This window comes from Staphylococcus pseudintermedius, from assembly GCF_034042775.1.
Classification (GTDB): Bacteria; Bacillota; Bacilli; order Staphylococcales; family Staphylococcaceae; genus Staphylococcus; species Staphylococcus pseudintermedius.
The window spans coordinates 2,436,471-2,458,137 of sequence record NZ_CP120150.1; the positions used below are offsets into that span (position 1 = coordinate 2,436,471).

Consider the following 21,667-nt stretch of genomic DNA (forward strand, 5'->3'; position numbering starts at 1 on the left):
CTTAACATTATATAAATAAATTGTGGCGTGCGTTTTCAGTGTCACCAATATAAGTTCCTACACCGCCAAACGTGACTTCATCTCTTAACTCCTCTTTCGTAATCCCCATCACATCCATACTCATCGTACATGCGATCAATTTAATGTCTTGTTCAATCGCTTGATTTATTAACTGTGGTAGTGTATCAATATTTTTTTGTCTCATGACATAACGCATCATAAAGTTACCTAAACCAAACATATTAAATTTAGAAATTGGCATCTTTTCTGGTTGCTTCGGTAACATCCAATCAAACATTTTGGCTATACCTTTTTTGTTCACTTGAGTCTCTTGTTGTATAGTTTTTTTCAATGCATTTAATCCCCAAAAAGTAAAAAAGACAGAGACATCTCGTCCAGCTGCTTTTGCCCCATTAGCAATAATCATTGCCGCAATAGCTTTATCTAAATCACCGCTAAACAACACGATTGTCGTGCCATTGCCTTTTTTACTTTGCGTGTTTGCAGGTGCGTTACTTTTTTGTAATACTGCATGAACACCTTGGTTATCTTGATTTAGGCGTATTAACTGGTGCCCTGTCTGCTTCACCCAACTTTGAACATCACTGTAAAAACCAAAATCTGAAACATTAACTTCTATCTGTTCACCTTCCGACATATTCTGCATTGCTTTACTCACATTTAAAATAGGTCCTGGGCATTGTAAACCTGATAAATCTATTTTTTGACGTTCTTCTTTTAAAGGCACAGACTCATTAATAATGATATCTTCCGTACGATGAGCCTCCACCTCTTCACTGTATGCGACAAATCCCCCATCTAATGAAACAACATTATATCCTCTTTTAGCTAAAGCAGAACTCGCTTGTGCACTTCTCTTTCCACTTCTGCAATAAAGATAATACGTTTGATTTTTATCACCTTTAAATAATTCAATTTGATCCAACGGCCAAGATTTTGCCCCTCGGATGTGTCCTTCTTGATATTCTTCATCCGTACGAACATCTATCAATTGCCCTAGTTCTCCTAATCGCTCAAGTTCATCTTTCTTTAAACTTTTTATCTCAAGTTCACTAAAATTCAATATTAGACCTCCTCCAAATACCTATAGGGGTATAATAATGGATGCTGAATCTCTTGTCAAATACCTACGGGGGTATTTGACAAATTTCTTGCTTTTTTATATGATAAACCTCATATATTACTTTAGGAGGACATAAGGTATGGAATACGATAAAAAAATGATTAACCGAATTAAAAGAGTTCAAGGTCAATTAAATGGCGTCATTAAAATGATGGAAGAAGAACAGCACTGCAAGGATATTGTGACACAATTAAGTGCTTCTAAAGGTTCGTTACAACGTCTCATTAGTATTATTATTAGTGAGAATTTAGTAGAGTGTATTAAGGCAGCAGAAGAAAACGAAGAAAATAGACAACAAATCATTGACGAAGCTGTGAACTTATTGGTGAAAAGTAAATAATGCTTTATATTTTTCTCTCGCTCCTCGGTATTATTGGTGGTATTCTCTCGGGTATGGTAGGTATAGGCGGTGCGATTATTATTTATCCCGCACTACTCATTATTCCCCCTATGCTTGGCCTCCCTTCTTACAATGCTTATATCGCTTCAGGACTTACATCTGCGCAAGTATTTTTTAGTACTTTAAGCAGTTCAATACGTGCGCGTCAAACACCGGATTTTTCTCTTAAACTCATTCTTTGGATGGGAAGTAGCATGCTCATCGGTAGTGCGTTAGGAGCTACAATTGCAGAAGTATTAACAGAGAGATTCGTAAATAGCGTATATGTTGTCATTGCTATATTGGCACTCGTCTTAATAATGATTAAAATCAAACCACAAACAGAAGCAAACTTAAAATTCAGTAAAGTTGTACTGCTATTGACAGGTTTAGTCATTGGTGCAATTTCTGGTGTGATTGGGGCTGGAGGCGCCTTTATAATTATTCCAGTATTATTAGTTTTTTTCAAAATACCGATGCATACTGTCGTGGCAAATAGTGTTGTGATTGCTTTTATTTCTTCTATAGGGGCCTTTATGTTTAAACTTTTTCAAGGGTATATTCCACTTGGTGATGCATTATTCTTAGTTGTTGGAAGTATGTTATTTGCGCCACTTGGCTTAAAAATAGGACGCCAAATGCCTGAGTACGTCCAAAAAGTGTTGGTTGCTCTCCTTATCATCGTCTCTATACTGAATTTGATTTTCTAAGCCGTCGTACTTTAATGAAATCAGCTCTTCCAACCATACAAATCAAACCTAGTTCATAAGGTAACTAAATATCAACAAAACTATACGAACAAGAGCTTACTTTGATTTTCTGGTAAAGACCCACATATTGAATTATAACTATAAGATATGTACGATAACTCTGTTAAAAAGATAAATCAGGAGGTATCCATTATGAAGAAGTATCCTATTGCAATATGGATGTTAGCGATTGGGGCATTTGCGATTGGAATGACTGAATTCGTCATCATGGGCTTACTTCCTAACGTGGCGAATGATTTAAATGTGTCTGTGAGCCAGGCAGGACAATTGATTACTGGTTACGCTTTAGGTGTCGCGATTGGAGGCCCTATCATCGTCATGCTCACTTTCCGACTTAACCGTAAAGCGCTGTTAATGTTGCTGATGGGCATTTTTATTCTCGGTAACATTCTCGGTGGTCTCAGTCCGAATTACACGACATTGATGCTCAGTCGTATCGTCACATCACTTGCACATGGCTCATTTTTCGGCATTGGCTCTATTTTAGCTGCAAGTATGGTCGCAAGCCAATATCGTGCAAGTGCAATGGCATTAATGTTTATGGGTCTCAGCCTGAGCAACATTCTCGGCGTACCATTCGGTACATTAATTGGACAAAAACTCGGTTGGCACATGACGTTTTTAATTATTGCTGTCATTGGCGTCATTGCACTCATCGGCATTATGATGTTTGTCCCGATGCCAAAAGAAATGCGTACCGCTTCTATCAAAGATGAATTACGCATTTTAAAAGAAAAAAGACTGTGGTTAACTCTCGGGATGACATTGTTCGGTTTTAGTAGTGTGTTCGCCTACTTTACTTATATTTCATCTGTACTCATCGATGTGACCCACATTCCTGAACAATTCATTTCATCTATTCTGATTGTATTCGGTGTTGGCGTGACACTCGGTAATATTGTAGGTGGCAAGCTTGCAGATTGGAATTTAAACAAAGCATTAATGAGCATTTTTATTATTTTTGTGCTTTACTTTGGACTGCTCTACTTCATTCAGTTCCACCCGATAATCATGGTGATCGGCGTCTTTCTTTTCGGTTTTATTGGCTTTAGCATGAGCCCTTCACTTCAATACAAAAGTACGCTCATTTCCCAAGAAGCGCCGACACTTTCCAGTACACTCAATCAATCCGCCTTTAATATCGGAAATGCATTAGGTGCTTTTATCGGCGGTCTTGTTGTCAGCACACTCCCCATCGCTAGTCTAAGTTTAATCGCGCCATTACTCACATTAATTGGACTCGTCTTTTTATTATGGAGTATTGCTGTCGAACAAAAAGAACAGGTCAATACACATTCGAATTAAAGTTTAATTTATAAAATGTGACATTTAAAAATTTTTTAATACTATGTTGCCCTCTCTATATGTTTCATTATGCTGCTGATTCACCGCTACATAAAGATATGTGGCGGTTTTTAATTTAATATTCGTTTTTAAATTTTACATTGAATTTAGAAAATTTAATATATAATTTGCGATAAATTTAATTTGTGCAATTAAAATGTGAAATAACGGGTATTTGTTAATAAGTATAAGGAGGTATAAAGCATGATACTCTCTCATAAAGATTTTCTTTATCAAATTGAAGAAGATGGGACAACAGTGACCATATATAAAAATAATGATACCAAAACATATACTGCTATAGAAGCGACAGGCGAGCTCACACCGCATCATTTTTGTGTCTTAAATTATATTAAAGTAGATCTGAATCAAAGTGAAACATTTGAGGAACGCTTTCTAAGTCGCACAGCAGATTTGAATGATGTACATGGCTTCATATCGCTACGTGTTTTGAGACCCTGGGACCCACAAAATCATTATGTTGTGATTTCATTATGGGATGACCGTAAAAGTTTTGAAGTGTGGCAAGCTTCTGAGCAACCATTGAATTACCATCATCAATGGAATGGCGCATTAGATGAAGAGATTGTGAATTCCGATTTGTCATATTATATTAAATTTGATGCACAATGATGTGTATAGCGATTTTTCAAAATTTTAATAACCTGTCACTTTGCTTGATATATGAGAATTATTTAACCTTATAAATGAGAAAAAAGCAACGCACTTTAAATAAGATACGTTGCTTTTTCGATTGATGAACACCTATAATTAAACTATTCATCTATTATTTATAATTTTTTGTATATACAATATTTCTAGTTTGTTAAAGAGAATTAAGAAAATAAATCTCGAAAATAATAGAGGGAAAATCAGTTTTTGATATCAAAATTATACATGTCAACGATAATACAAAATATAATACAAAATATAAGATGTTATCAGTATTTATTATGCATTTAGAATATTAAAATTCCTTCATTACACTCTTGGCGGTTTCACTTATCAACTTATCATTTGGCTTATCACTTTTATTGTCTTTATTCGTAAAAATGACTAAAACAATAGGTTCAGATTGGCCCTTAGGATAAACAAAAGCAACATCATTTCTAGAAGCATATGTTATTGCTTGACCACTTTTATCAGCAACCTTATAGTCTTTTGGAACACCGTCTTTAATTAAAGTATCTCCGCTTTTATTATTTAACATTAAATCAAGTAAGAATTTTTTGTTTTCTTTGCTTAATTTTCCATTTGCGATAAGTTTATTTAAAGTCTTACCGAAAGCAGCAGGTGTTGAAGTATCTTTTTTGCTCTTTGGTGAATAGTAATTTAATTCTATCTCATATCTAACTGGATTTGTTACTTTATCTCCTAGTTCTTTTAGACGTTGTTTAACTTTTTTGATTCCACCGATTTCTTTTATAATTTTATTGTTTGCTGTATTATCACTATATGTCATTGAAGCCTCAATAAGTGCTTTTAAAGTGATATCTTTTCCTACATATTTTTCTAAAATAGGAGAATAAGCAACTATATCATCTTTGTTAATATGTACTTTTTTATTTAACTTATTATAAGGTACTTGTTCTAACAAAATAGCACTATTTATCGCTTTTGAAGTCGAAGCATAGGCAAATCTCTTATCTGAATTAAATTTTACTTCCTTACCACTTTTAGTATCTAAAGCATAAACACCAATATGAGCATTATATTTTTTTTCTAAATCATTTAACTCTTTGGCATGTGAACTGTTTGAATTACATGCACTTAAAACTAAAGCAATTACAATTAAAAATATTAACTTTTTCAAAATATACCCTCCAATATTACATTTGTAATTTCTATGAATCAATAATATTACAATTGTAATATTGGCGTCAATAGTTTATTATAAATATTTGAAAGAAGGTGTTGAAATGGCTAAGTTATTAATAATGAGCATAGTAAGCTTTTGTTTTATATTTCTATTGTTATTATTTTTTAGGTACATATTAAAACGCTATTTTAATTATATGTTAAATTATAAAGTTTGGTATCTAACTCTTCTTGCAGGATTAATTCCTTTCATTCCTATTAAATTCTCTCTTTTTAAATTTAATAATGTGAATAATCAAGCGCCCACAGTTGAAAGTAAGTCACACGAATTGAACCATAACATAAATACCACCAAACCTATTCAAGAGTTCACAACAGATATCCATAAGTTTAATTGGGATTCAATTGATAATATCTGCACAGTTATTTGGATAGTTTTAGTTATTATTTTAAGTTTTAAATTTTTGAAAGCCTTATTATATCTTAAATATTTAAAGAAACAGTCACTCTATCTAAACGAAAATGAAAAAAATAAAATAGATACGATACTTTTCAACCATCAATATAAAAAAAATATTGTGATTCGAAAAGCAGAGGCTATTCAATCTCCAATAACTTTTTGGTATGGGAAATATATTATTTTGATTCCTAGTTCATATTTTAAAAGTGTAATTGACAAAAGACTAAAATATATAATATTGCATGAATATGCTCATGCTAAAAATAGAGATACTTTACATTTAATTATCTTTAATATCTTCTCTATTATTATGAGTTACAATCCATTAGTACATATTGTAAAAAGAAAGATAATTCATGACAATGAAGTAGAAGCCGATAGATTTGTCCTTAATAATATTAACAAAAATGAATTTAAAACTTATGCGGAAGCTATTATGGATTCCGTATTAAAAATCTCAGTTTTTAATAAAAATATACTAAGCCACTCATTTAATGGTAAAAAATCATTACTCAAAAGAAGATTAATGAATATAAAGGACGCCAATCTGAAAAAACAATCAAAATTAATTCTAATTTTCATTTGTATTTTTACTTTTTTTCTCATGGTAATTCAAAGCCAATTTTTGATGGGGCAATCCTTAACTGATTATAATTATAAAAAGCCCTTACACAACGATTACCAAATTTTAGATAAAAGTAAAATTTTTGGTTCAAATAGTGGATCTTTCGTCATGTACAGCATGAAGAAAGACAAATACTATATTTATAACGAAAAAGAAAGTAGAAAAAGGTATTCTCCTAATTCAACTTATAAAATTTATTTAGCTATGTTTGGACTTGACCGACATATTATAAATGATGAAAATTCACGTATGTCATGGAATCATAAGCATTACCCTTTTGATGCTTGGAATAAGGAACAAGATTTAAATACAGCAATGCAAAATTCAGTTAATTGGTACTTCGAACGTATTAGCGATCAAATACCAAAGAACTATACTGCGACTCAACTCAAGCAATTAAATTATGGTAATAAAAATTTGGGAAGTTATAAAAGCTATTGGATGGAAGATAGTTTGAAAATATCTAATCTTGAACAAGTAATAGTTTTTAAAAATATGATGGAACAAAATAACCATTTTAGTAAAAAAGCAAAGAATCAATTATCTTCTTCATTATTGATTAAGAAAAATGAAAAGTATGAACTGTATGGGAAAACAGGTACAGGTATAGTAAACGGGAAGTATAATAATGGGTGGTTTGTAGGTTACGTAATTACAAATCATGATAAGTATTATTTTGCTACACATTTATCAGATGGAAAGCCATCTGGGAAAAATGCTGAATTAATCAGTGAAAAAATATTAAAAGAAATGGGTGTTTTAAATGGCCAATAAGCAAGTTGAAATATCTATGGCTGAATGGGATGTTATGAATATAATATGGGGTAAAAAATCAGTATCAGCTAATGAAATTGTAGTTGAAATTCAAAAATATAAAGAAGTTAGCGATAAAACGATTAGAACATTAATCACAAGACTATATAAAAAAGAGATTATAAAACGATACAAATCAGAGAATATTTATTTTTACTCATCAAATATTAAAGAAGACGATATTAAAATGAAAACTGCTAAAACCTTTCTTAATAAACTGTATGGAGGGGACATGAAAAGTTTAGTGCTGAATTTTGCGAAAAATGAAGAATTAAATAACAAAGAAATTGAAGAATTGCGAGACATTTTAAATGATATTAGTAAAAAGTAATTAGAGATATGTTTCAAACATAATACATATGTAAACTATGCTTGACTCTTATTAAATTAGTTTTGTTAATAACATTTAAAATATATTATTAAAGATGAGAGTGTACAGAAAATAACCATTTTCTGTACACTCTCTTTTTATGCCGAAATAAGTGAGTAATACATATATTTTCGTGTTCAAAAACCCAACAAAAAATCTATGTTCACAAAAGACCTTGAAATTAAGTTATGGTACACTGTATATGTATATAGGAGGTTTGTATTTTGAAAATAGGTTATGCAAGAGTTTCAACTGGATTACAAAATCTGAATTTACAGGAGGACCGATTAAACGCATATGGTTGTGAAAAGATATTTAGCGACCATATTAGTGGTTCAAAAAGTAAAAGACCTGGATTAGATAAAGCAATTGAATTTGCGAGATCAGGAGATACGATTGTTGTTTGGAGACTCGACAGACTAGGACGTAATATGGAGGATTTAATCACATTAGTTAATGAGCTTAACGAACGAGGTGTAAGTTTCCATAGTTTAGAAGAAAATATAACGATGGATAAATCAAGTTCTACAGGACAATTATTATTTCATTTATTCGCAGCGTTTGCAGAATTTGAACGAAATTTAATTTTAGAACGTTCTTCAGCTGGCCGAATTGCAGCACGTGCTAGAGGACGCTATGGAGGTAGACCCGAAAAATTAAATCAAAAAGATTTAAACTTACTTAAGACACTTTATGATAATGGCACGCCAATTAAGACAATTGCAGAGCAGTGGCAAGTTTCACGTACAACGATTTATCGTTACCTCAATAAATTGGAGGAAAAGGAAGATGAAAAACAAGGAGAAGTATCTAACTAATTTTTCTGAAGCCAAACGTAAAGAAGCTACTCAAAAGTACAATATTATAAAACCTTTTATCTTGGGCAAGCAATCTTTATCAAGCATTTCTAAAAGCAAAGGTATTGCGTTAAGTACACTTTATAGGTGGAATAAATTATATAAGGAACAAGGTCTTACTGGTCTAATTCATAATACAAGAGTTGATAAAGGTGAGCATAAATTAAAACAAAACATAATAGACGAGATTAAACGCCTTGCACTCAAGAATAAAAGAAATAGTATTGCTACGATTCATAGGAAAATCGCTAATTATTGTATAGAGAATAATTTTTATAAACCAAGTTATAAACAAGTTTATAGTATTATTAAAGCAATGCCTAAGTCTGTTATTGATTTCTCTCACCAAGGTGAAAAATACTATCAAAATAAGTACGATTTAATACAAATAAGAGAATCCTCAAGACCCAATGAAATATGGCAAGCCGACCATACTTTGCTAGATATTTATATATTAGATCAAAAAGGTAATATCAATAGACCATGGCTAACCATTATTATGGATGACTATAGTCGTGCAATTGCAGGCTACTTTATAAGTTTTGATGCTCCTAATGCTCAAAACACAGCATTAACACTACACCAAGCAATATGGAATAAGAATAATACCAATTGGCCAGTATGTGGTATACCCGAAAAATTCTACACAGATCACGGGAGTGACTTTACCTCGCACCACATGGAACAAGTCGCTATTGATTTGAAAATTAACTTGATGTTTTCAAAAGTTGGTGTCCCTCGTGGTCGCGGGAAAATAGAACGGTTTTTTCAGACAGTTAACCAAACTTTCTTAGAACAACTTCCTGGATATATAAACAATAATGATACTTCTAGCGATTTAATAGATTTTCAAAATTTCGAAGAAAAATTACGATACTTTTTAATTGAAGATTATAATCAAAAAGAGCACAGTGCTATCCAGAGCACTCCTATCAATCGGTGGAACAGTAATCATTTTTTTCCTAATATGCCAAGCAGTTTAGAACAACTTGATTTATTATTATTAGAAATACCTAAATCTAGAAAAATTCATTCAGATGGTATTCATTTTCAAGGCTTTAGATACAGTAATACAAACCTAACTGCTTATGTAGGTGAGTATGTATTAATTCGTTACAATCCCAATGATATGGCTGAAATACGCGTTTTTTATAGAGATGAATTTCTTTGTACAGCAATATCCCCTGATTTAGCTGATTATTCAATTGATATAAAAGAGATACAACACGCACGTAGTCAGAGAAGAAAACACTTAAAACAAAACATTGCTAGTCCAAGCACCACTGATTTAATTAAGGAAGAAAAAAGTTATGGTTACTCACCTCAAGAAACGACCAAAAACGTCAAAAAATTAAAGAGGTATCGTAATGACTAAAAATCAGAATTTCATTGAAACGAAAGAGTATAAACGATTTGCTGAATTTTGCGATGCTTGTATCAAATATCAATATATTGGGATCTGCTATGGTCAACCTGGTGTCGGAAAAACTTTATCTTCTAGGTATTACACAAATTGGAATACTATTGAAAAGCAAGTTAATCATAGAGGGTGGGAAGATCTAGCTAGTAAAACGACTGATGATATATTATCGGTGAATAAGATATTTTATACTGCACCGGCTGAAAAACAAACAAGATTAAGTAATGATCTATATAGTATTAGTGCAAGTATTGATTTGGGTCAAAAATTACACATCGTAAATAAGTATGGTCATGATCATAGTAAACATTATAGTGATATGTTTAAATATATTGATTTAATTATAGTAGATGAGATTGATCGCCTTAAAGTGCAACATTTAGAGCAATTAAGAGCTATTTATGATGAACATAATTTAGCAATGATATTTATTGGTATGCCAGGTATAGAGAAAAAACTATCTCGTTATCCTCAACTATATTCGCGTATAGGTTTTGCACATGAATTTGATAATCTAAGTAAAGACGAGACGCATCATATATTAGAATATAAGTGGCAAGATTTAGGATTTGATCTAAAACTCGAAGATTTTACTGATTATGAGGCAATAACGACGATTATTAAAATTACAAAAGGGAATTTTAGGCTGATTCATCGTTTATTTGCACAGATAGATAGAATTATGGATATAAATGGCTTAGATAAAATCAGTACAGAAGTTGTAGAAACAGCTAGAGATAGTTTAGTCATAGGTATTCGTTAATAGAAAAAGCAATGTACTTTAATATAGGACATTGCTTTTCTCATTTACTAGGTAAAATCATTCTCATATATCAAGTAAAGTAACAATAACCACTTGTGTATATTTTCTGTTATTAAAATATATTTCGAAACTCAAGGCTTTGTCACTAATACTGTTTTATTAAGATATTTCTTTACCTTTAAAATTTATTTTTTCAATTGAAAACAGGCTAGGAAACTTTGAAATGCACCCTAGCCTGTTCATTTTCTACGTTATTTTTCTATAAACTGCGGTCTTCTCTCAATACTCATCAGTGTAATGAATGCCATTAAAATACCACAAATGAGATACATATTTGCATAGCCAACCATATCTGCTATAGGCCCCATTAATGCAGCCCCGAGTGAAACACCTAAGTCAGCTGTTGCGATAAAGAGACCGAGTAACATATTTCGTCCAACTTTCGGTAATTTAAAGCTTAAAAATGAAGTTAATGTCGGATACACCATCGCTTGCGTCAAACCAATCATAACAGCACTGATATAAAGTATCCATCCGCCGACATAAGGACCGATTGCAATGAATAACAGCGCGACAGTTAATAATCCGAGGACACCTAACATAAACCGAACGTGCCAGCGTCCATCTGAAGGAATGTATTGACGTAAAAAGAAACGTGCAAATACAACCGTAATGGCTTGTACAGCTAAAAATAAACTCGCGTGACCGACTTGATACTTATTGACATACAACACGATAAACGTTGCCACTGCACCAAATCCAATTGAGGCAACAAGCATAATCGTCCCAGCTTTTAATAAAAACGGATTTTTAAATAACTGCAAGAACACTGTCATCGCACCATATGGCATCTTTTCTTGTTGCGCAGGAGTCGTGTCTGCATCATCATGTCCATGAAGCGTCGCACTGAAACCGACCACACCTGTCGTAATCGCGATAATGATCATCGTCAATGCGAAATAACTCAAGTTATCCAATTGCCAAATCCCCACTGCAATCATTGGTCCGATAATGCCTGGTATGTAAGAAAAGAGTGAGTATAAGGAAATACCTTGTGAACGATCCTCTTCAGGTAACGCATCGATAATCCCGATTTGTAATGACATAGAGAAAAAGGCTGTACATACACCTTGCATCACACGTGCAATAAAGTAACCTTCTAAACCTGTAAATCCATATAAGATCAGTGCAAAACCATTAATAATTAATATCCATCTTAATATTTTAATGGGACCGACTTTGGCGATAACTTGCCCTGCCCATGGACGAAAAAGCATGGCAGTCAACATGTATGCCCCCATGACAATACCAATGGTCGCATTGGTTGCACCTAAATCATGTCCGCGTAACGGGATCATGACATTTAAAATAGCATTCGCACTAAAGAAAAATAGCGCGAGAATATACAATCTCAAAAAAGGCCAAGCGAGTGCACCTTTCATATCAAAGCCTCCTAATTCATAAATTGTTTTTCAAAAAGTTCACGCGTATAATCATTTTGAAGCGTTTTCAACTGGTGTCTATTGAGTCGCTCTTGAATTTGACCGTCATTAAAAATGATCAAATCTTCACATAAATAGACCGCCGCTTGAATATCATGTGTAATGAAAATCAAACTGAGCTGATATTTATCTCTCAGTGTCGTTAATAAATCTAGAATTTGCGACTGAATCGACATGTCGAGCGCACTAATCGCTTCATCTAACACAATGTAGTCTGGATTCGTAATGACCGCTCTTGCAATAGCGACACGTTGCGCTTCTCCTCCTGACATCATCTGAGGATATTTATTTAAAAAGGCTGCACTTAACCCGACACGTTCGAGCAAAGCAGTCATATGCGCTTCTTTATCGTCAACCGGTGTATCGCATTGACTAAGTGCCTCGTTTAAAATTTGACGAACATTGAAATAGGGATGCAGTGAAGACTTGTAATCTTGAAACACGACGCTCATTTTCCCAAGACGGGTATGACGTTGACAGACCGGTTGTCCATCCAACATCACAGTTCCTGTATCTGGCTTTTCAATACCTAATATCATACGCGCCAATGTGGATTTACCACTACCACTTTCTCCAATAATCGCTATACTTTGTCCTTTACTGCATTGAAAACTGACTTGTTTCACGATTTGTCGTTTTTGCCTCTTCACACCACTACGATAAGATTTCGTGACGTTTTGAACTTCTAACATGACGCATCACCTCGCAATGATTTGTAATAACGTGTCACACGATCTCGTGCTGCAATCAAAAATTGAGTGTACGCATGTTGCGGTGCTGTGAATAATTGATGTGCTGGTCCTGCTTCAACGACATCACCATTACGCATCACAATAACCTGATCTGCAATCGACTTTACAACTGCTAAGTCATGAGAGACAAAAATCATGGCACAACCGATTTTTTCTTTGACCTCACGTAATTCTTCAATGACTTCATACTGTGTAATGGCATCGAGTGCTGTAGTCGGCTCATCCGCAATAATGATGTCCGGTTGGAGTGCGAGTGCTAATATAATCATTAACCGTTGCAACATGCCTCCTGACAATTGATGCGGATATGATTTTAAAATACGCTCAAAATCTCGTAAACCAAGCATGTCGAAGTAATGTTGTAACGTCGCCTTCTGTTGTTGTGTCGACATAGGACGGTGCTGTTTCAACATCATCGTCAACTGTGCACCAACTGTAAAAGAAGGGTTAAACGCTGTCGCACCTTGTTGCATAATCATTGCAATACGTCGGCCTCTGATTTTTCGAAAGTCCGCTTCAGACGCATTATGAAGCGCCTCTTCTTGGAACCAAATTTCACCGCTCATTCGAATATTACGGTCGTTCAATCCCAGTAATGCTTTACACGTCATCGATTTACCACTGCCACTTTCACCGATAATCGCAATGACCTCACCACGATGTAACGTCAAATTAAAGTGGTGGACGAGGACATGGTTCGTATGACCATCAATGAGTGTTAAATCTTCTACACGCATCAATTGTTCTACCATTATATCCACCCTTTCTTAATGCGTTGCTTCATTTGTTGTTGTGACAATTTTGGATCAATCGCAATTTGGAGCGCATCGGATAAAAAGTTCACCGCTAACACAATGACGATAATCGCAATACCTGGCGCAAACATCAACTCAGGGTGACTGAACATCACTTTACGTGCTTCATTCATCATCATCCCCCATTCTGCTGTCGGTGCTTTAACGCCGAGTCCTAAAAATGAAAATCCTGAAATTTGTAAGATCATCGACACCATCGAACTCGTTGAAATGATCGCAATATCTGCTAAAGTTCGCGGCAAAATGTGTGTCATAATAATCCGAGCGTGTGACAGACCAATCGTACGTGCAAATTTCACATCATCTGAATTGCGATATTGCATCACACTTGTGCGGATAATTCGGCAAAACCATGCCCAGCGCGTAATGATCAGTGCAACGATAATACTTTTTAACCCAATGCCGAGTACACCGATCAAAGCGAGCGTCATAACATATGTAGGAAACGATAACATCACATCGCAAATACGCATCACGAGTGCATCCACCCAGCGCCCAAAGTAGCCTGAGATGAAGCCGAGTAGCGTCCCTATCAACACCGAACACGCTAACGCAAACAAGATAAGCAAAAAGCTCGGACGTATCGCAAAAATCAAGCGTGTTAAAATATCTCGACCTAAATGGTCCGTACCAAGCCAATGTGCAAATGACATGCCGGCAAATTTGTCATCGATATTCACTGTATTGGGGTCATAAGGCGTTACAATCGGCGCGAATACCCCGAGTAAAATATAAACAGCAATGATTGCCAACGCCCATTTTGCGCCATTATCATTTAATAATCTTTGGAAAACAATCATCTTAATGCTCCTCCCTTAATTTCGGGTTCAGCCACATATTAATGACGTCTGCCAATGTATTAAATAAGATAAATAGTACCGAAACGATAAGAACATATGCTTGAATCATTGGAAAATCTTGTTCCAACACGGCTTTGACACTCAGTTGACCCATACCCGGCCACGCAAATACATTTTCGATGACGACAGAACCGCCTAAAATAATAGGAATCGACATACAAAAAATAGAAACGACGACTTGCATTGCATTACGTGCCACATAAACGAGCAGTTGCGACATCGGCACACCCATCGCTCGCATATAGAGCACATAATCTTGATCAAGTTGCTGAATGACCGCACTTCTGACATTTCTAAAATAAATGCCGGTATAACCAAGCGTGATCACCGCAACAGGTAAAATATAGCTTTCAGGACCTGTTAATCCCGACGTCGGTAATGCATTCAATTTAACTGATAGAAAAATAATCAATATCGCCGCTAGCCAATAAGATGGAATCGCGGTTAATACGAAAGCTGTCGTCCGTGTCATACGATCAAACCATGTCCCACGCAACAATGCTGTCAAAATACCAAACAACAGCGACAACACAATAATCGCCACACTTGAAATCAATGTTAACTTCAATGTATTAAAAAATGCAGGCCATAGTCTCAAACCGACATCTTCGCCAGTTACGAAACTATGTCCAAATTGTAGCTGTACCGCGGATTGCAGCCATTCCCAGTATTGTACGAGGAACGGCGCATCTAAATAGTACTTGGCACGTGTTTGTTCAATTAAACTTTGCGTAATATCTGGTACTTCTTGTGCATGTAGAATGACGACGGCTGGATCTTCACTAGATAAATGCGTTAATGCAAAAGTCAAAAAGCTAATGACAATCAACAACGGTATCATCAGTAACAAACGTTTCATCGCACTATATGCCATTGATGGACCACCTTATTTGTAATCCATTTGTTCAAATGGCAATTCGTATTGTGATTGTTTAAATGAAATATGTTCTAAATCTTTCGGAGCGACAACTGTCATACCTCCGTGAGAAATCGGAATAAAGATTGCTTCATCATGTACTGTTGTTAAAATGTCTTTATACTTTTGGTCTTGCTCTTTTGCATCTTGTGTTTTTAAAGCTGTATCAATGTCATCAAACAGTTGGTCTTTTTCTTTGATACCTGAAACGGCTGCTTTATAACCTGTATCTGCTTTAAAGCCAGAAATCGTGCTTTGTGGATCATACTGAAGACCCCATGTTTGGTTAAACAGTAAGTCATAATCACCTGATGTACGGCGCTCTGCCACTTTATCAGATGTTTCTCCTACAATTTTCAATGCCATACCAATTTCTTTCGCTTTCGCTTGAATAAATTCAGCTTCTTGTTTTTGCGAGCTTGAATGGTTGTCGTAATATAACGTCATCTCAAGCTTTTGACCGTCTTTTTCACGCACTTCACCTTTGTCATTTTGCTTCCATCCCGCTTCGTCTAATAGCGCCGCTGCTTTTTTCAAATCAAAATCACGTTTTGGTAAATCAATGTTCGCATGCGGCACGTTTTTCGAGAATAATTGTGACGCAGGCTTTTCAGTACCCTCTAAAATTTTGTCCGCAATACGCTTTTGATCGACGCTATACCACAATGCTTCACGCACCGCTTTATCTTGTGCAGGGCTGTCTTTTTTACCAGAGTTTGCAACAATCATTTTCGTATTCATCGGTTGACTGCGCTTCAATTGGAAATCGCCATTGTCTGTTAATTTTTTCATTGCTTCATTGTCGATGTTATCTGTACCACGGTCATCCGTAAACGCAAAGTTCACTTCACCTTTTTGTAACGCTAAAAATGATGTTTCACCTGCTGGTAATACTTTAGCGACTATCGTTTTCAAATGTGGTTTGCCACCCCAATAATCTTCATTACGTTCAAATGTCGCTTGCTCATCTTTATCATGTGACTTTAATTGATATGGACCTGTACCAACATAAGATTTCAAACCATCTTTTGTACCCTCTGCTTTAAATGATTTTGGTGAGACAAAAACGTAAGGTCGTGTCATGGCTAGTTCTTCCAACGTTGCGTTGTATGGCTCCTTCAAAGTCATCACAAAGGTATGATCATCTTTTGCTTCTGTACGGTCGATTAATGTTGATAATTTAATCCAAGAATGTAATTTTTGATTTGCTTGAATAGCATCAAAGTTCTTTTTCACGGCGTCTGCATTAAACGGTGTCCCATCTTGGAATTTTACACCTTTTCTTAAGTGAAATGTGTAGGTTTTTCCATCTTCCGATACGTCCCAAGATTCAGCTAATAACGGTTCAATCCCTTTTTGTGTATGATCAACTAATGATTCATAGACCATACCTTGTGCTGACATTGACCCACCGTATACATGCGGGTTCATATCCCCAATATCTTTCGATGTGGCATATGTAAGATTTTTATCTTCTTTTTTCTGCTCTAATGCTTTAGAGTTACCACAGGCTGCAAGTACAAGTAACATTACTATACTTACGGCAATCCACTTTAAATTTTTCATCATCATTCATATCCTCTCTTTATCTCATTTCTTTCAGTAGTGCTAGCATTTTTAGTACACATTGTTAAATTTGCTTGATTTTCTTTAGCGTATAAATATCAGTGTCAATGGGTACTCATGATGACCCACCTTGAACACTTTTATCAATCCAGTCACTTCATAGTTGAATTTTGTTTCACAGTCATTTTACTGGTTCTCAAAATGGAGTTTCATCCAATCAATGAACTTAACACATTCCCTTTATCCTTCAGAGTTCAATAATTTAGCGATACTGTTGATATCTTCCTCGAACGACTGTATTTGAAATTGCGTGGATACACGATCATTAGGATGTGCTTTTTGAAATGCCGTCAGTTGTGCTTCATAGCGTTGAATCAATGTATCCATCATTGGCGTGGAGATGTTCAATGCTTGTGCTATACCTCGCATCATTTGTGTACGGTAATAGTCTTCGTTCGGCATGCGAGGAATTTGCCAAACACCTTCCTCATTTCGAAAAACTTCTTTAAAAGGAACTGCTGAAAAATCAAAATACTTACCATTTTCATCTGGCTCTGAAAACGGATCAATTAAAATACCGGTATAACGTACGTATAATAAATATTCTTGCTCGATGGCTGAAAGTGTTTCAAACGCTTCAATCCGATCATCATCCATCGTTTCAGGGCGAAGGGGGTAATTTTCTTTCACCATAAATTTCAATAGATTTAACGTATCGATATTTAAATGTTTCAATATCGCCATAACTTCTTGCCACATTTGTCGCATTTCAGCGATTAACTGCATCGTAATAGGACCTTCTGGAAATAATTTGTATACATAAAATGGTACGGTCATTCCTTCAAACACTGCTTTCAAAGCATGTTTATTCATAAATAACGCTGGATGCACATAAAGTGAGCTGTTTCGCGACTCTGCCATGAGTGGATGGGCAACTTGCGTCACTGGAATTTGAACTTCAGATAACAAATCTATTATTTCCTGGGAAAAGTCAGATTGTTCATATATTGTACCGATATACAAATGTTTTTTTATTCCTTTTGTCAGTACACGATGTGGTGTTTCAGGATGCGATACAGTCGTATCACCTAAATATGTAGAAAATGAAATCACTTCAATATTCGGCTGTTCTGCACTAAACTGCTGTTGGACGACCATATGAGAACCAAACGTAGGAGAAACAAGCACGACATGTTTGAGTTGTTGACGTACAGCTGGAGACAACTGTTGTATAACCTGACTGTATGCATCGGCAGTACATGCAAGCACGAGCACATCATAATGTGGCTCGACTGCTTCATAACGCTCATACAATCGTCCAAGTGTTGCAGTACCTGCTAACGCCATATGCAAGTCATTTTGAACTTGTACTTCAAGTTGCTGTGCATTTTGGTATGCTTGCCAAAACTGTTGTGCCTTTGCTGAAACGTCACTTCGCCCCACCATATCTACATGATGTGTTGTATAGGTCTTGAATAACACTGCAAGCTGCACGGCGACCGGACCTGTCCCTGCAATTAAGACAGATTTTTTCATTATTATGCACGCCCTTCTGATTTTTTTTGGTAGAGTGCAATATCAAAGATTTGATCCGGACGTGTAATGTCATCTACAAAAGTCCACTGCTGCGGATGTGTCTCTTGTTTAGGATAATTAAATATAGATTTCAAGCCATCACCATAACGCATAGACACCACAATGTCATGACCGGTAAGGTGATAAAGTTCTTCTAAAATGTCGTATTTCATTTCGACCGTTGAGCTGAAGATGACATGTGTGACATTTTGAATTCCTTCTAGTTCGGATACTGTTGCTTGATGTATTTCTATTGGCGCATCTGGGGCTAAAATGCGAATGACTTGTTGTCCATAGCGCACCGCTTCTTCATCAATATCAATTCCAATGACACGTGCGCCTGTTTCTTTTGCAATTTGAACTAAAGTCATAGGGTACGCACCTGATCCTACTAATAGCACTGTATCTTCACATGTAATTTCAAACTGTCCAAATTCTTCCGAAATGCAATGTTCAATATTGTCAAAATATCCTGTCGTCCCATGCTCACCATGAATCAAACGGCGTGCTCGAGAGGACTCCATCAATTTAACGCATTTTGCAGTAATATCTGCTAGTGGTTTAATAAGATGCTGCTGTTCTGTAGTCTGACTCCGCCAATGCTCATACTGTTGCTTGGGCTGTTCATCCAATATATAACTGCTATATTCATCAATTAAGCGTTCCAAATCATTAAGTGCACGTTCGCCTTGTTGAATGTTATGATAAAGGTGTTCGAATTGCTGTTGGTAATGTTTTAATTGCGCTTCAATTTCATGTGTGTTCTGTTGTATTTTATTCATCACGTACTCCTATTCTATGTATGCTAAACCTGTGGCAACCGTTGAAACATTTCCTTTGATTGCAACTTGATAGCCCTCATCATTGTGATCAACAATGGCAGTCAACGCACCTCCAGGTTGTACAATTTCTTTTTCTAAATGTTCTAACTGGTTTTGATACGCTTCATAGACACCTACCGAACCCGTTCCTGACCCACAACTTTGCTCCCATATGATGCTATCTATCTGTGGCACATAGATGAGGGGATACAAGCGCTGATGCAGTGTATCATATAACATCAACCCAACAGCCGTCAGATGTTCTGGCCATTCTTCGGCTCTAACAAATGATTCGATAGAGGAGGCTAGCTTTTCTGACCACACTGTAATTGGGAATACAAAGTGTTGATATGTATCATATTGAATTTCCAACCCTTCAAACAAGACATCATCAATCTTATATTGTCTTTCTAATATTTTTTTTGGTTGTGGGAGCGTCGTTTCAAATTGTTGAGGTGTTTCATGTATCGCACAATGAACAGGCGTGTCCATTCCGGATACCTTCAATTTAAAAGAGGACGTCGTTAGTAAATTTCTATCCTTCAAATAACGAATAAATGACAAAGTCCCATTCCCGCAAAATTCTTGGCCACTCATCACAAGTTGATGTGGTAGCTCACCTTCATCATCTACAATAAACCCGACTTGTTCACAACCCACATGTGAACTTTTCATAAGTTGCTGGGCGATGTGCCTATATTGGCTAGGGTCATGTTGTGAATCCACTAAAACAGTCATATTTCCAGATGGATTGAATTTTGAAAAATGAACAATTTCCAATTTTATTCCATCTCCTTTTAAAATAAATATCATTAATTACAAATCGTAATCATAACGATTTAAAAATATCCTACTCTCAAATTTTTGAAATGTCAACAATGATAATCATTATCAAAACTTTACTTTTTATTATCCATTTTCATCTCTAAATATCTACTTCTAAAAATTCCTATTAATAGTCAGCCATTGTAATGATGTCATCGTACAAAGACCGCTGAATCATCATAATTTAAGATACATTTTTAAAATCGTTGCGAAACATTAACAGAAGCTGTGTTTGAACATGTAAAAACACATTAAAACGAGCTGTGAAATCATCTTTTGTGATGGATATTTTCACAGCCCGTTTTAATATATACATACTATTAATTTACTATTTTAATCTTATTTAGAATACTCGTATATGCTGGATCATTTTTATATGCTTCGTACAAACTTTGTAAATTCATTTCTTTACCTGTAGTGAGCAACTCTTGGTAATCTACCAACGCACCTTGTGTCCCACCTACAAATACTTTGTTTTGATTTACACCAATAATTGTCGCAAAATTTCCTTTTGGAGGATCTAAAGTATAAAACTTCATACCTGATGGCGCGTTAGGTATGTCTCTTTGATGGATTAATGTTAATTGATTAACATTCTTTGTAGTGGTCATCCCAGCACCTTGATATTCATATTGACCTTTTAGAATTTCTGACTTCGTTATTGTATAGTGTTGGATATCATTGCCAAAAAATACGAGTGCAATTCTAGATGCTTCGTTCAAATCTTTCTTTGTCTCATGAGAAGGTGAATGACTCACATTAGCTTGTTTATCAGTGCTTTGATTTTGTACATTCTTCTGTTTTGTCTCTTGCTGATTGTTTTTAGTATCTTTATCGATTCCTTTATTTTCTGTTTGCTGTGACTCATTGGTTGTGTCTGCCACTTCTTTCTTATTATTCTCTAACGTTTTTTCTTGTTGTTTTGCCGTTTTTTCTGTCTTATCATTTTGTGTCGATGATTGTTCTTCTTTTTTTGAATCTTTATCCCCACAACCAGCTAATAAAAGTAAAAAAGCAAAGAGCGCAAAAGCTAATCTTTTCATATTCAACACCTCATTTAAGTACATTTTTTACTATCTACTTATAAATATATCAAATATTTTTCTATACACAATAGGTCCATAGACTTATAGAAAAATATATGTAGTAAATATACATATTTTATAGCAAAACACTTTAGTAAAACTTTAATGGCATTAGCTGTTTACATCACTCATTCAATTTTTTAATAGATGTCCTTTTTAATCATACGCCCTTTAACGGAACATTGAT

The 21,667-nt window shown here is 35.1% G+C and carries 21 protein-coding genes; 9 read left to right on the plus strand and 12 right to left on the minus strand.

Features of this window, described 5'->3' with window-relative positions:
- Window positions 1–7: 7 nt before the first annotated feature.
- Window positions 8–1,087, minus strand: a complete 1,080-nt coding sequence (locus P3U61_RS11550; protein WP_370498401.1) for a DsrE/DsrF/DrsH-like family protein — start codon at window positions 1,085–1,087, stop codon at window positions 8–10.
- Between the two features lie 136 nt (window positions 1,088–1,223).
- On the opposite strand from P3U61_RS11550, the gene cstR reads away from it, so the two are divergent.
- The 4 genes from cstR to P3U61_RS11570 all read left to right on the plus strand — a co-directional run bounded on the left by cstR (window position 1,224) and on the right by P3U61_RS11570 (window position 4,270).
- Entirely contained in the window at window positions 1,224–1,484 is a 261-nt protein-coding gene (cstR, locus tag P3U61_RS11555; protein ID WP_014614870.1) for a persulfide-sensing transcriptional repressor CstR, read from the plus strand.
- Window positions 1,484–2,233 carry a sulfite exporter TauE/SafE family protein gene (locus P3U61_RS11560; RefSeq protein ID WP_014614871.1) on the plus strand — a complete coding sequence of 250 codons (750 nt, stop codon included), beginning with the start codon at window positions 1,484–1,486 and terminating at the stop codon, window positions 2,231–2,233. Before cstR ends, P3U61_RS11560 begins: the two co-directional genes overlap by 1 nt.
- 192 nt (window positions 2,234–2,425) lie before the next feature.
- A complete protein-coding gene (locus tag P3U61_RS11565; protein WP_014614872.1) occupies window positions 2,426–3,598 on the plus strand; it encodes an MFS transporter in 1,173 nt (390 codons plus the stop codon).
- 243 nt (window positions 3,599–3,841) lie between these two features.
- On the plus strand, window positions 3,842–4,270 hold the full coding sequence (locus P3U61_RS11570; RefSeq protein WP_014614873.1) for an antibiotic biosynthesis monooxygenase family protein: 429 nt from the start codon (window positions 3,842–3,844) through the stop codon (window positions 4,268–4,270).
- Between the two features lie 334 nt (window positions 4,271–4,604).
- On the opposite strand, the gene P3U61_RS11575 is transcribed toward P3U61_RS11570, so the two are convergent.
- The gene (locus P3U61_RS11575; protein WP_000733283.1) at window positions 4,605–5,450 is read right to left on the minus strand and encodes a BlaZ family penicillin-hydrolyzing class A beta-lactamase PC1; all 846 of its coding nucleotides are present in this window, start codon (window positions 5,448–5,450) and stop codon (window positions 4,605–4,607) included.
- Between the two features lie 106 nt (window positions 5,451–5,556).
- On the opposite strand from P3U61_RS11575, the gene blaR1 reads away from it, so the two are divergent.
- The 5 genes from blaR1 (at window position 5,557) to P3U61_RS11600 (ending at window position 10,763) form a co-directional block, all read left to right on the plus strand.
- The gene (gene blaR1, locus P3U61_RS11580; RefSeq protein WP_199613512.1) at window positions 5,557–7,314 is read left to right on the plus strand and encodes a beta-lactam sensor/signal transducer BlaR1; all 1,758 of its coding nucleotides are present in this window, start codon (window positions 5,557–5,559) and stop codon (window positions 7,312–7,314) included.
- The gene (blaI, locus tag P3U61_RS11585) at window positions 7,304–7,684 is read left to right on the plus strand and encodes a penicillinase repressor BlaI (protein WP_001284656.1); all 381 of its coding nucleotides are present in this window, start codon (window positions 7,304–7,306) and stop codon (window positions 7,682–7,684) included. Before blaR1 ends, blaI begins: the two co-directional genes overlap by 11 nt.
- Window positions 7,685–7,947: 263 nt before the next feature.
- Window positions 7,948–8,541 carry a recombinase family protein gene (locus P3U61_RS11590; RefSeq protein ID WP_000690628.1) on the plus strand — a complete coding sequence of 198 codons (594 nt, stop codon included), beginning with the start codon at window positions 7,948–7,950 and terminating at the stop codon, window positions 8,539–8,541.
- A complete protein-coding gene (locus P3U61_RS11595; protein WP_000790705.1) occupies window positions 8,513–9,955 on the plus strand; it encodes a TnsB C-terminal domain-containing protein in 1,443 nt (480 codons plus the stop codon). The genes P3U61_RS11590 and P3U61_RS11595 overlap by 29 nt, the downstream gene beginning before the upstream one ends.
- Complete coding sequence (locus P3U61_RS11600; RefSeq protein ID WP_000164963.1) at window positions 9,948–10,763, plus strand: AAA family ATPase; 816 nt, start codon at window positions 9,948–9,950, stop codon at window positions 10,761–10,763. The genes P3U61_RS11595 and P3U61_RS11600 overlap by 8 nt, the downstream gene beginning before the upstream one ends.
- Before the next feature lie 251 nt (window positions 10,764–11,014).
- On the opposite strand, the gene cntE is transcribed toward P3U61_RS11600, so the two are convergent.
- The 10 genes from cntE to P3U61_RS11650 form a co-directional block, all read right to left on the minus strand.
- Window positions 11,015–12,205 (minus strand): staphylopine family metallophore export MFS transporter CntE, encoded by a 1,191-nt coding sequence (cntE, locus tag P3U61_RS11605; protein WP_014614875.1) that lies wholly within the window; start codon window positions 12,203–12,205, stop codon window positions 11,015–11,017.
- An 11-nt stretch (window positions 12,206–12,216) separates the two neighbouring features.
- Window positions 12,217–12,957, minus strand: a complete 741-nt coding sequence (locus P3U61_RS11610; RefSeq protein ID WP_014614876.1) for an ABC transporter ATP-binding protein — start codon at window positions 12,955–12,957, stop codon at window positions 12,217–12,219.
- Window positions 12,951–13,769: a staphylopine uptake ABC transporter ATP-binding protein CntD gene (gene cntD / locus P3U61_RS11615; RefSeq protein WP_014614877.1), complete on the minus strand. Its 819-nt coding sequence runs from the start codon at window positions 13,767–13,769 to the stop codon at window positions 12,951–12,953. Before cntD ends, P3U61_RS11610 begins: the two co-directional genes overlap by 7 nt.
- Window positions 13,769–14,632: a staphylopine uptake ABC transporter permease subunit CntC gene (gene cntC / locus P3U61_RS11620; RefSeq protein WP_014614878.1), complete on the minus strand. Its 864-nt coding sequence runs from the start codon at window positions 14,630–14,632 to the stop codon at window positions 13,769–13,771. Before cntC ends, cntD begins: the two co-directional genes overlap by 1 nt.
- Before the next feature lies 1 nt (window position 14,633).
- On the minus strand, window positions 14,634–15,566 hold the full coding sequence (gene opp1B / locus P3U61_RS11625) for a nickel/cobalt ABC transporter permease (protein WP_014614879.1): 933 nt from the start codon (window positions 15,564–15,566) through the stop codon (window positions 14,634–14,636).
- Between the two features lie 12 nt (window positions 15,567–15,578).
- Window positions 15,579–17,177, minus strand: a complete 1,599-nt coding sequence (gene cntA / locus P3U61_RS11630) for a staphylopine-dependent metal ABC transporter substrate-binding lipoprotein (RefSeq protein ID WP_037544074.1) — start codon at window positions 17,175–17,177, stop codon at window positions 15,579–15,581.
- A gap of 237 nt (window positions 17,178–17,414) precedes the next feature.
- On the minus strand, window positions 17,415–18,710 hold the full coding sequence (gene cntM, locus P3U61_RS11635; RefSeq protein ID WP_014614881.1) for a staphylopine biosynthesis dehydrogenase: 1,296 nt from the start codon (window positions 18,708–18,710) through the stop codon (window positions 17,415–17,417).
- A 2-nt stretch (window positions 18,711–18,712) separates the two neighbouring features.
- Complete coding sequence (cntL, locus tag P3U61_RS11640; protein WP_370498403.1) at window positions 18,713–19,522, minus strand: staphylopine biosynthesis enzyme CntL; 810 nt, start codon at window positions 19,520–19,522, stop codon at window positions 18,713–18,715.
- An 18-nt stretch (window positions 19,523–19,540) separates the two neighbouring features.
- Window positions 19,541–20,350, minus strand: a complete 810-nt coding sequence (cntK, locus tag P3U61_RS11645; protein ID WP_014614883.1) for a histidine racemase CntK — start codon at window positions 20,348–20,350, stop codon at window positions 19,541–19,543.
- A 365-nt stretch (window positions 20,351–20,715) separates the two neighbouring features.
- Window positions 20,716–21,438, minus strand: coding sequence for a hypothetical protein (locus P3U61_RS11650; protein WP_014614884.1), 723 nt, complete (start codon window positions 21,436–21,438; stop codon window positions 20,716–20,718).
- Window positions 21,439–21,667 lie beyond the last annotated feature (229 nt).

What these genes read in the sequence shown, in the direction of transcription:
- cstR (WP_014614870.1), top strand. Translation starts at nt 1,224, where the DNA reads ATGGAATACGATAAAAAAATGATTAACCGAATTAAAAGAGTTCAAGGT.
- P3U61_RS11560 (WP_014614871.1), top strand. Translation starts at nt 1,484, where the DNA reads ATGCTTTATATTTTTCTCTCGCTCCTCGGTATTATTGGTGGTATTCTC.
- P3U61_RS11565 (WP_014614872.1), top strand. Translation starts at nt 2,426, where the DNA reads ATGAAGAAGTATCCTATTGCAATATGGATGTTAGCGATTGGGGCATTT.
- P3U61_RS11570 (WP_014614873.1), top strand. Translation starts at nt 3,842, where the DNA reads ATGATACTCTCTCATAAAGATTTTCTTTATCAAATTGAAGAAGATGGG.
- blaR1 (WP_199613512.1), top strand. Translation starts at nt 5,557, where the DNA reads ATGGCTAAGTTATTAATAATGAGCATAGTAAGCTTTTGTTTTATATTT.
- blaI (WP_001284656.1), top strand. Translation starts at nt 7,304, where the DNA reads ATGGCCAATAAGCAAGTTGAAATATCTATGGCTGAATGGGATGTTATG.
- P3U61_RS11595 (WP_000790705.1), top strand. Translation starts at nt 8,513, where the DNA reads ATGAAAAACAAGGAGAAGTATCTAACTAATTTTTCTGAAGCCAAACGT.
- P3U61_RS11600 (WP_000164963.1), top strand. Translation starts at nt 9,948, where the DNA reads ATGACTAAAAATCAGAATTTCATTGAAACGAAAGAGTATAAACGATTT.
- cntE (WP_014614875.1), bottom strand. Translation starts at nt 12,205, where the DNA reads ATGAAAGGTGCACTCGCTTGGCCTTTTTTGAGATTGTATATTCTCGCG.
- P3U61_RS11610 (WP_014614876.1), bottom strand. Translation starts at nt 12,957, where the DNA reads ATGTTAGAAGTTCAAAACGTCACGAAATCTTATCGTAGTGGTGTGAAG.
- cntD (WP_014614877.1), bottom strand. Translation starts at nt 13,769, where the DNA reads ATGGTAGAACAATTGATGCGTGTAGAAGATTTAACACTCATTGATGGT.
- cntC (WP_014614878.1), bottom strand. Translation starts at nt 14,632, where the DNA reads ATGATTGTTTTCCAAAGATTATTAAATGATAATGGCGCAAAATGGGCG.
- opp1B (WP_014614879.1), bottom strand. Translation starts at nt 15,566, where the DNA reads ATGGCATATAGTGCGATGAAACGTTTGTTACTGATGATACCGTTGTTG.
- cntA (WP_037544074.1), bottom strand. Translation starts at nt 17,177, where the DNA reads ATGATGAAAAATTTAAAGTGGATTGCCGTAAGTATAGTAATGTTACTT.
- cntM (WP_014614881.1), bottom strand. Translation starts at nt 18,710, where the DNA reads ATGAAAAAATCTGTCTTAATTGCAGGGACAGGTCCGGTCGCCGTGCAG.
- P3U61_RS11650 (WP_014614884.1), bottom strand. Translation starts at nt 21,438, where the DNA reads ATGAAAAGATTAGCTTTTGCGCTCTTTGCTTTTTTACTTTTATTAGCT.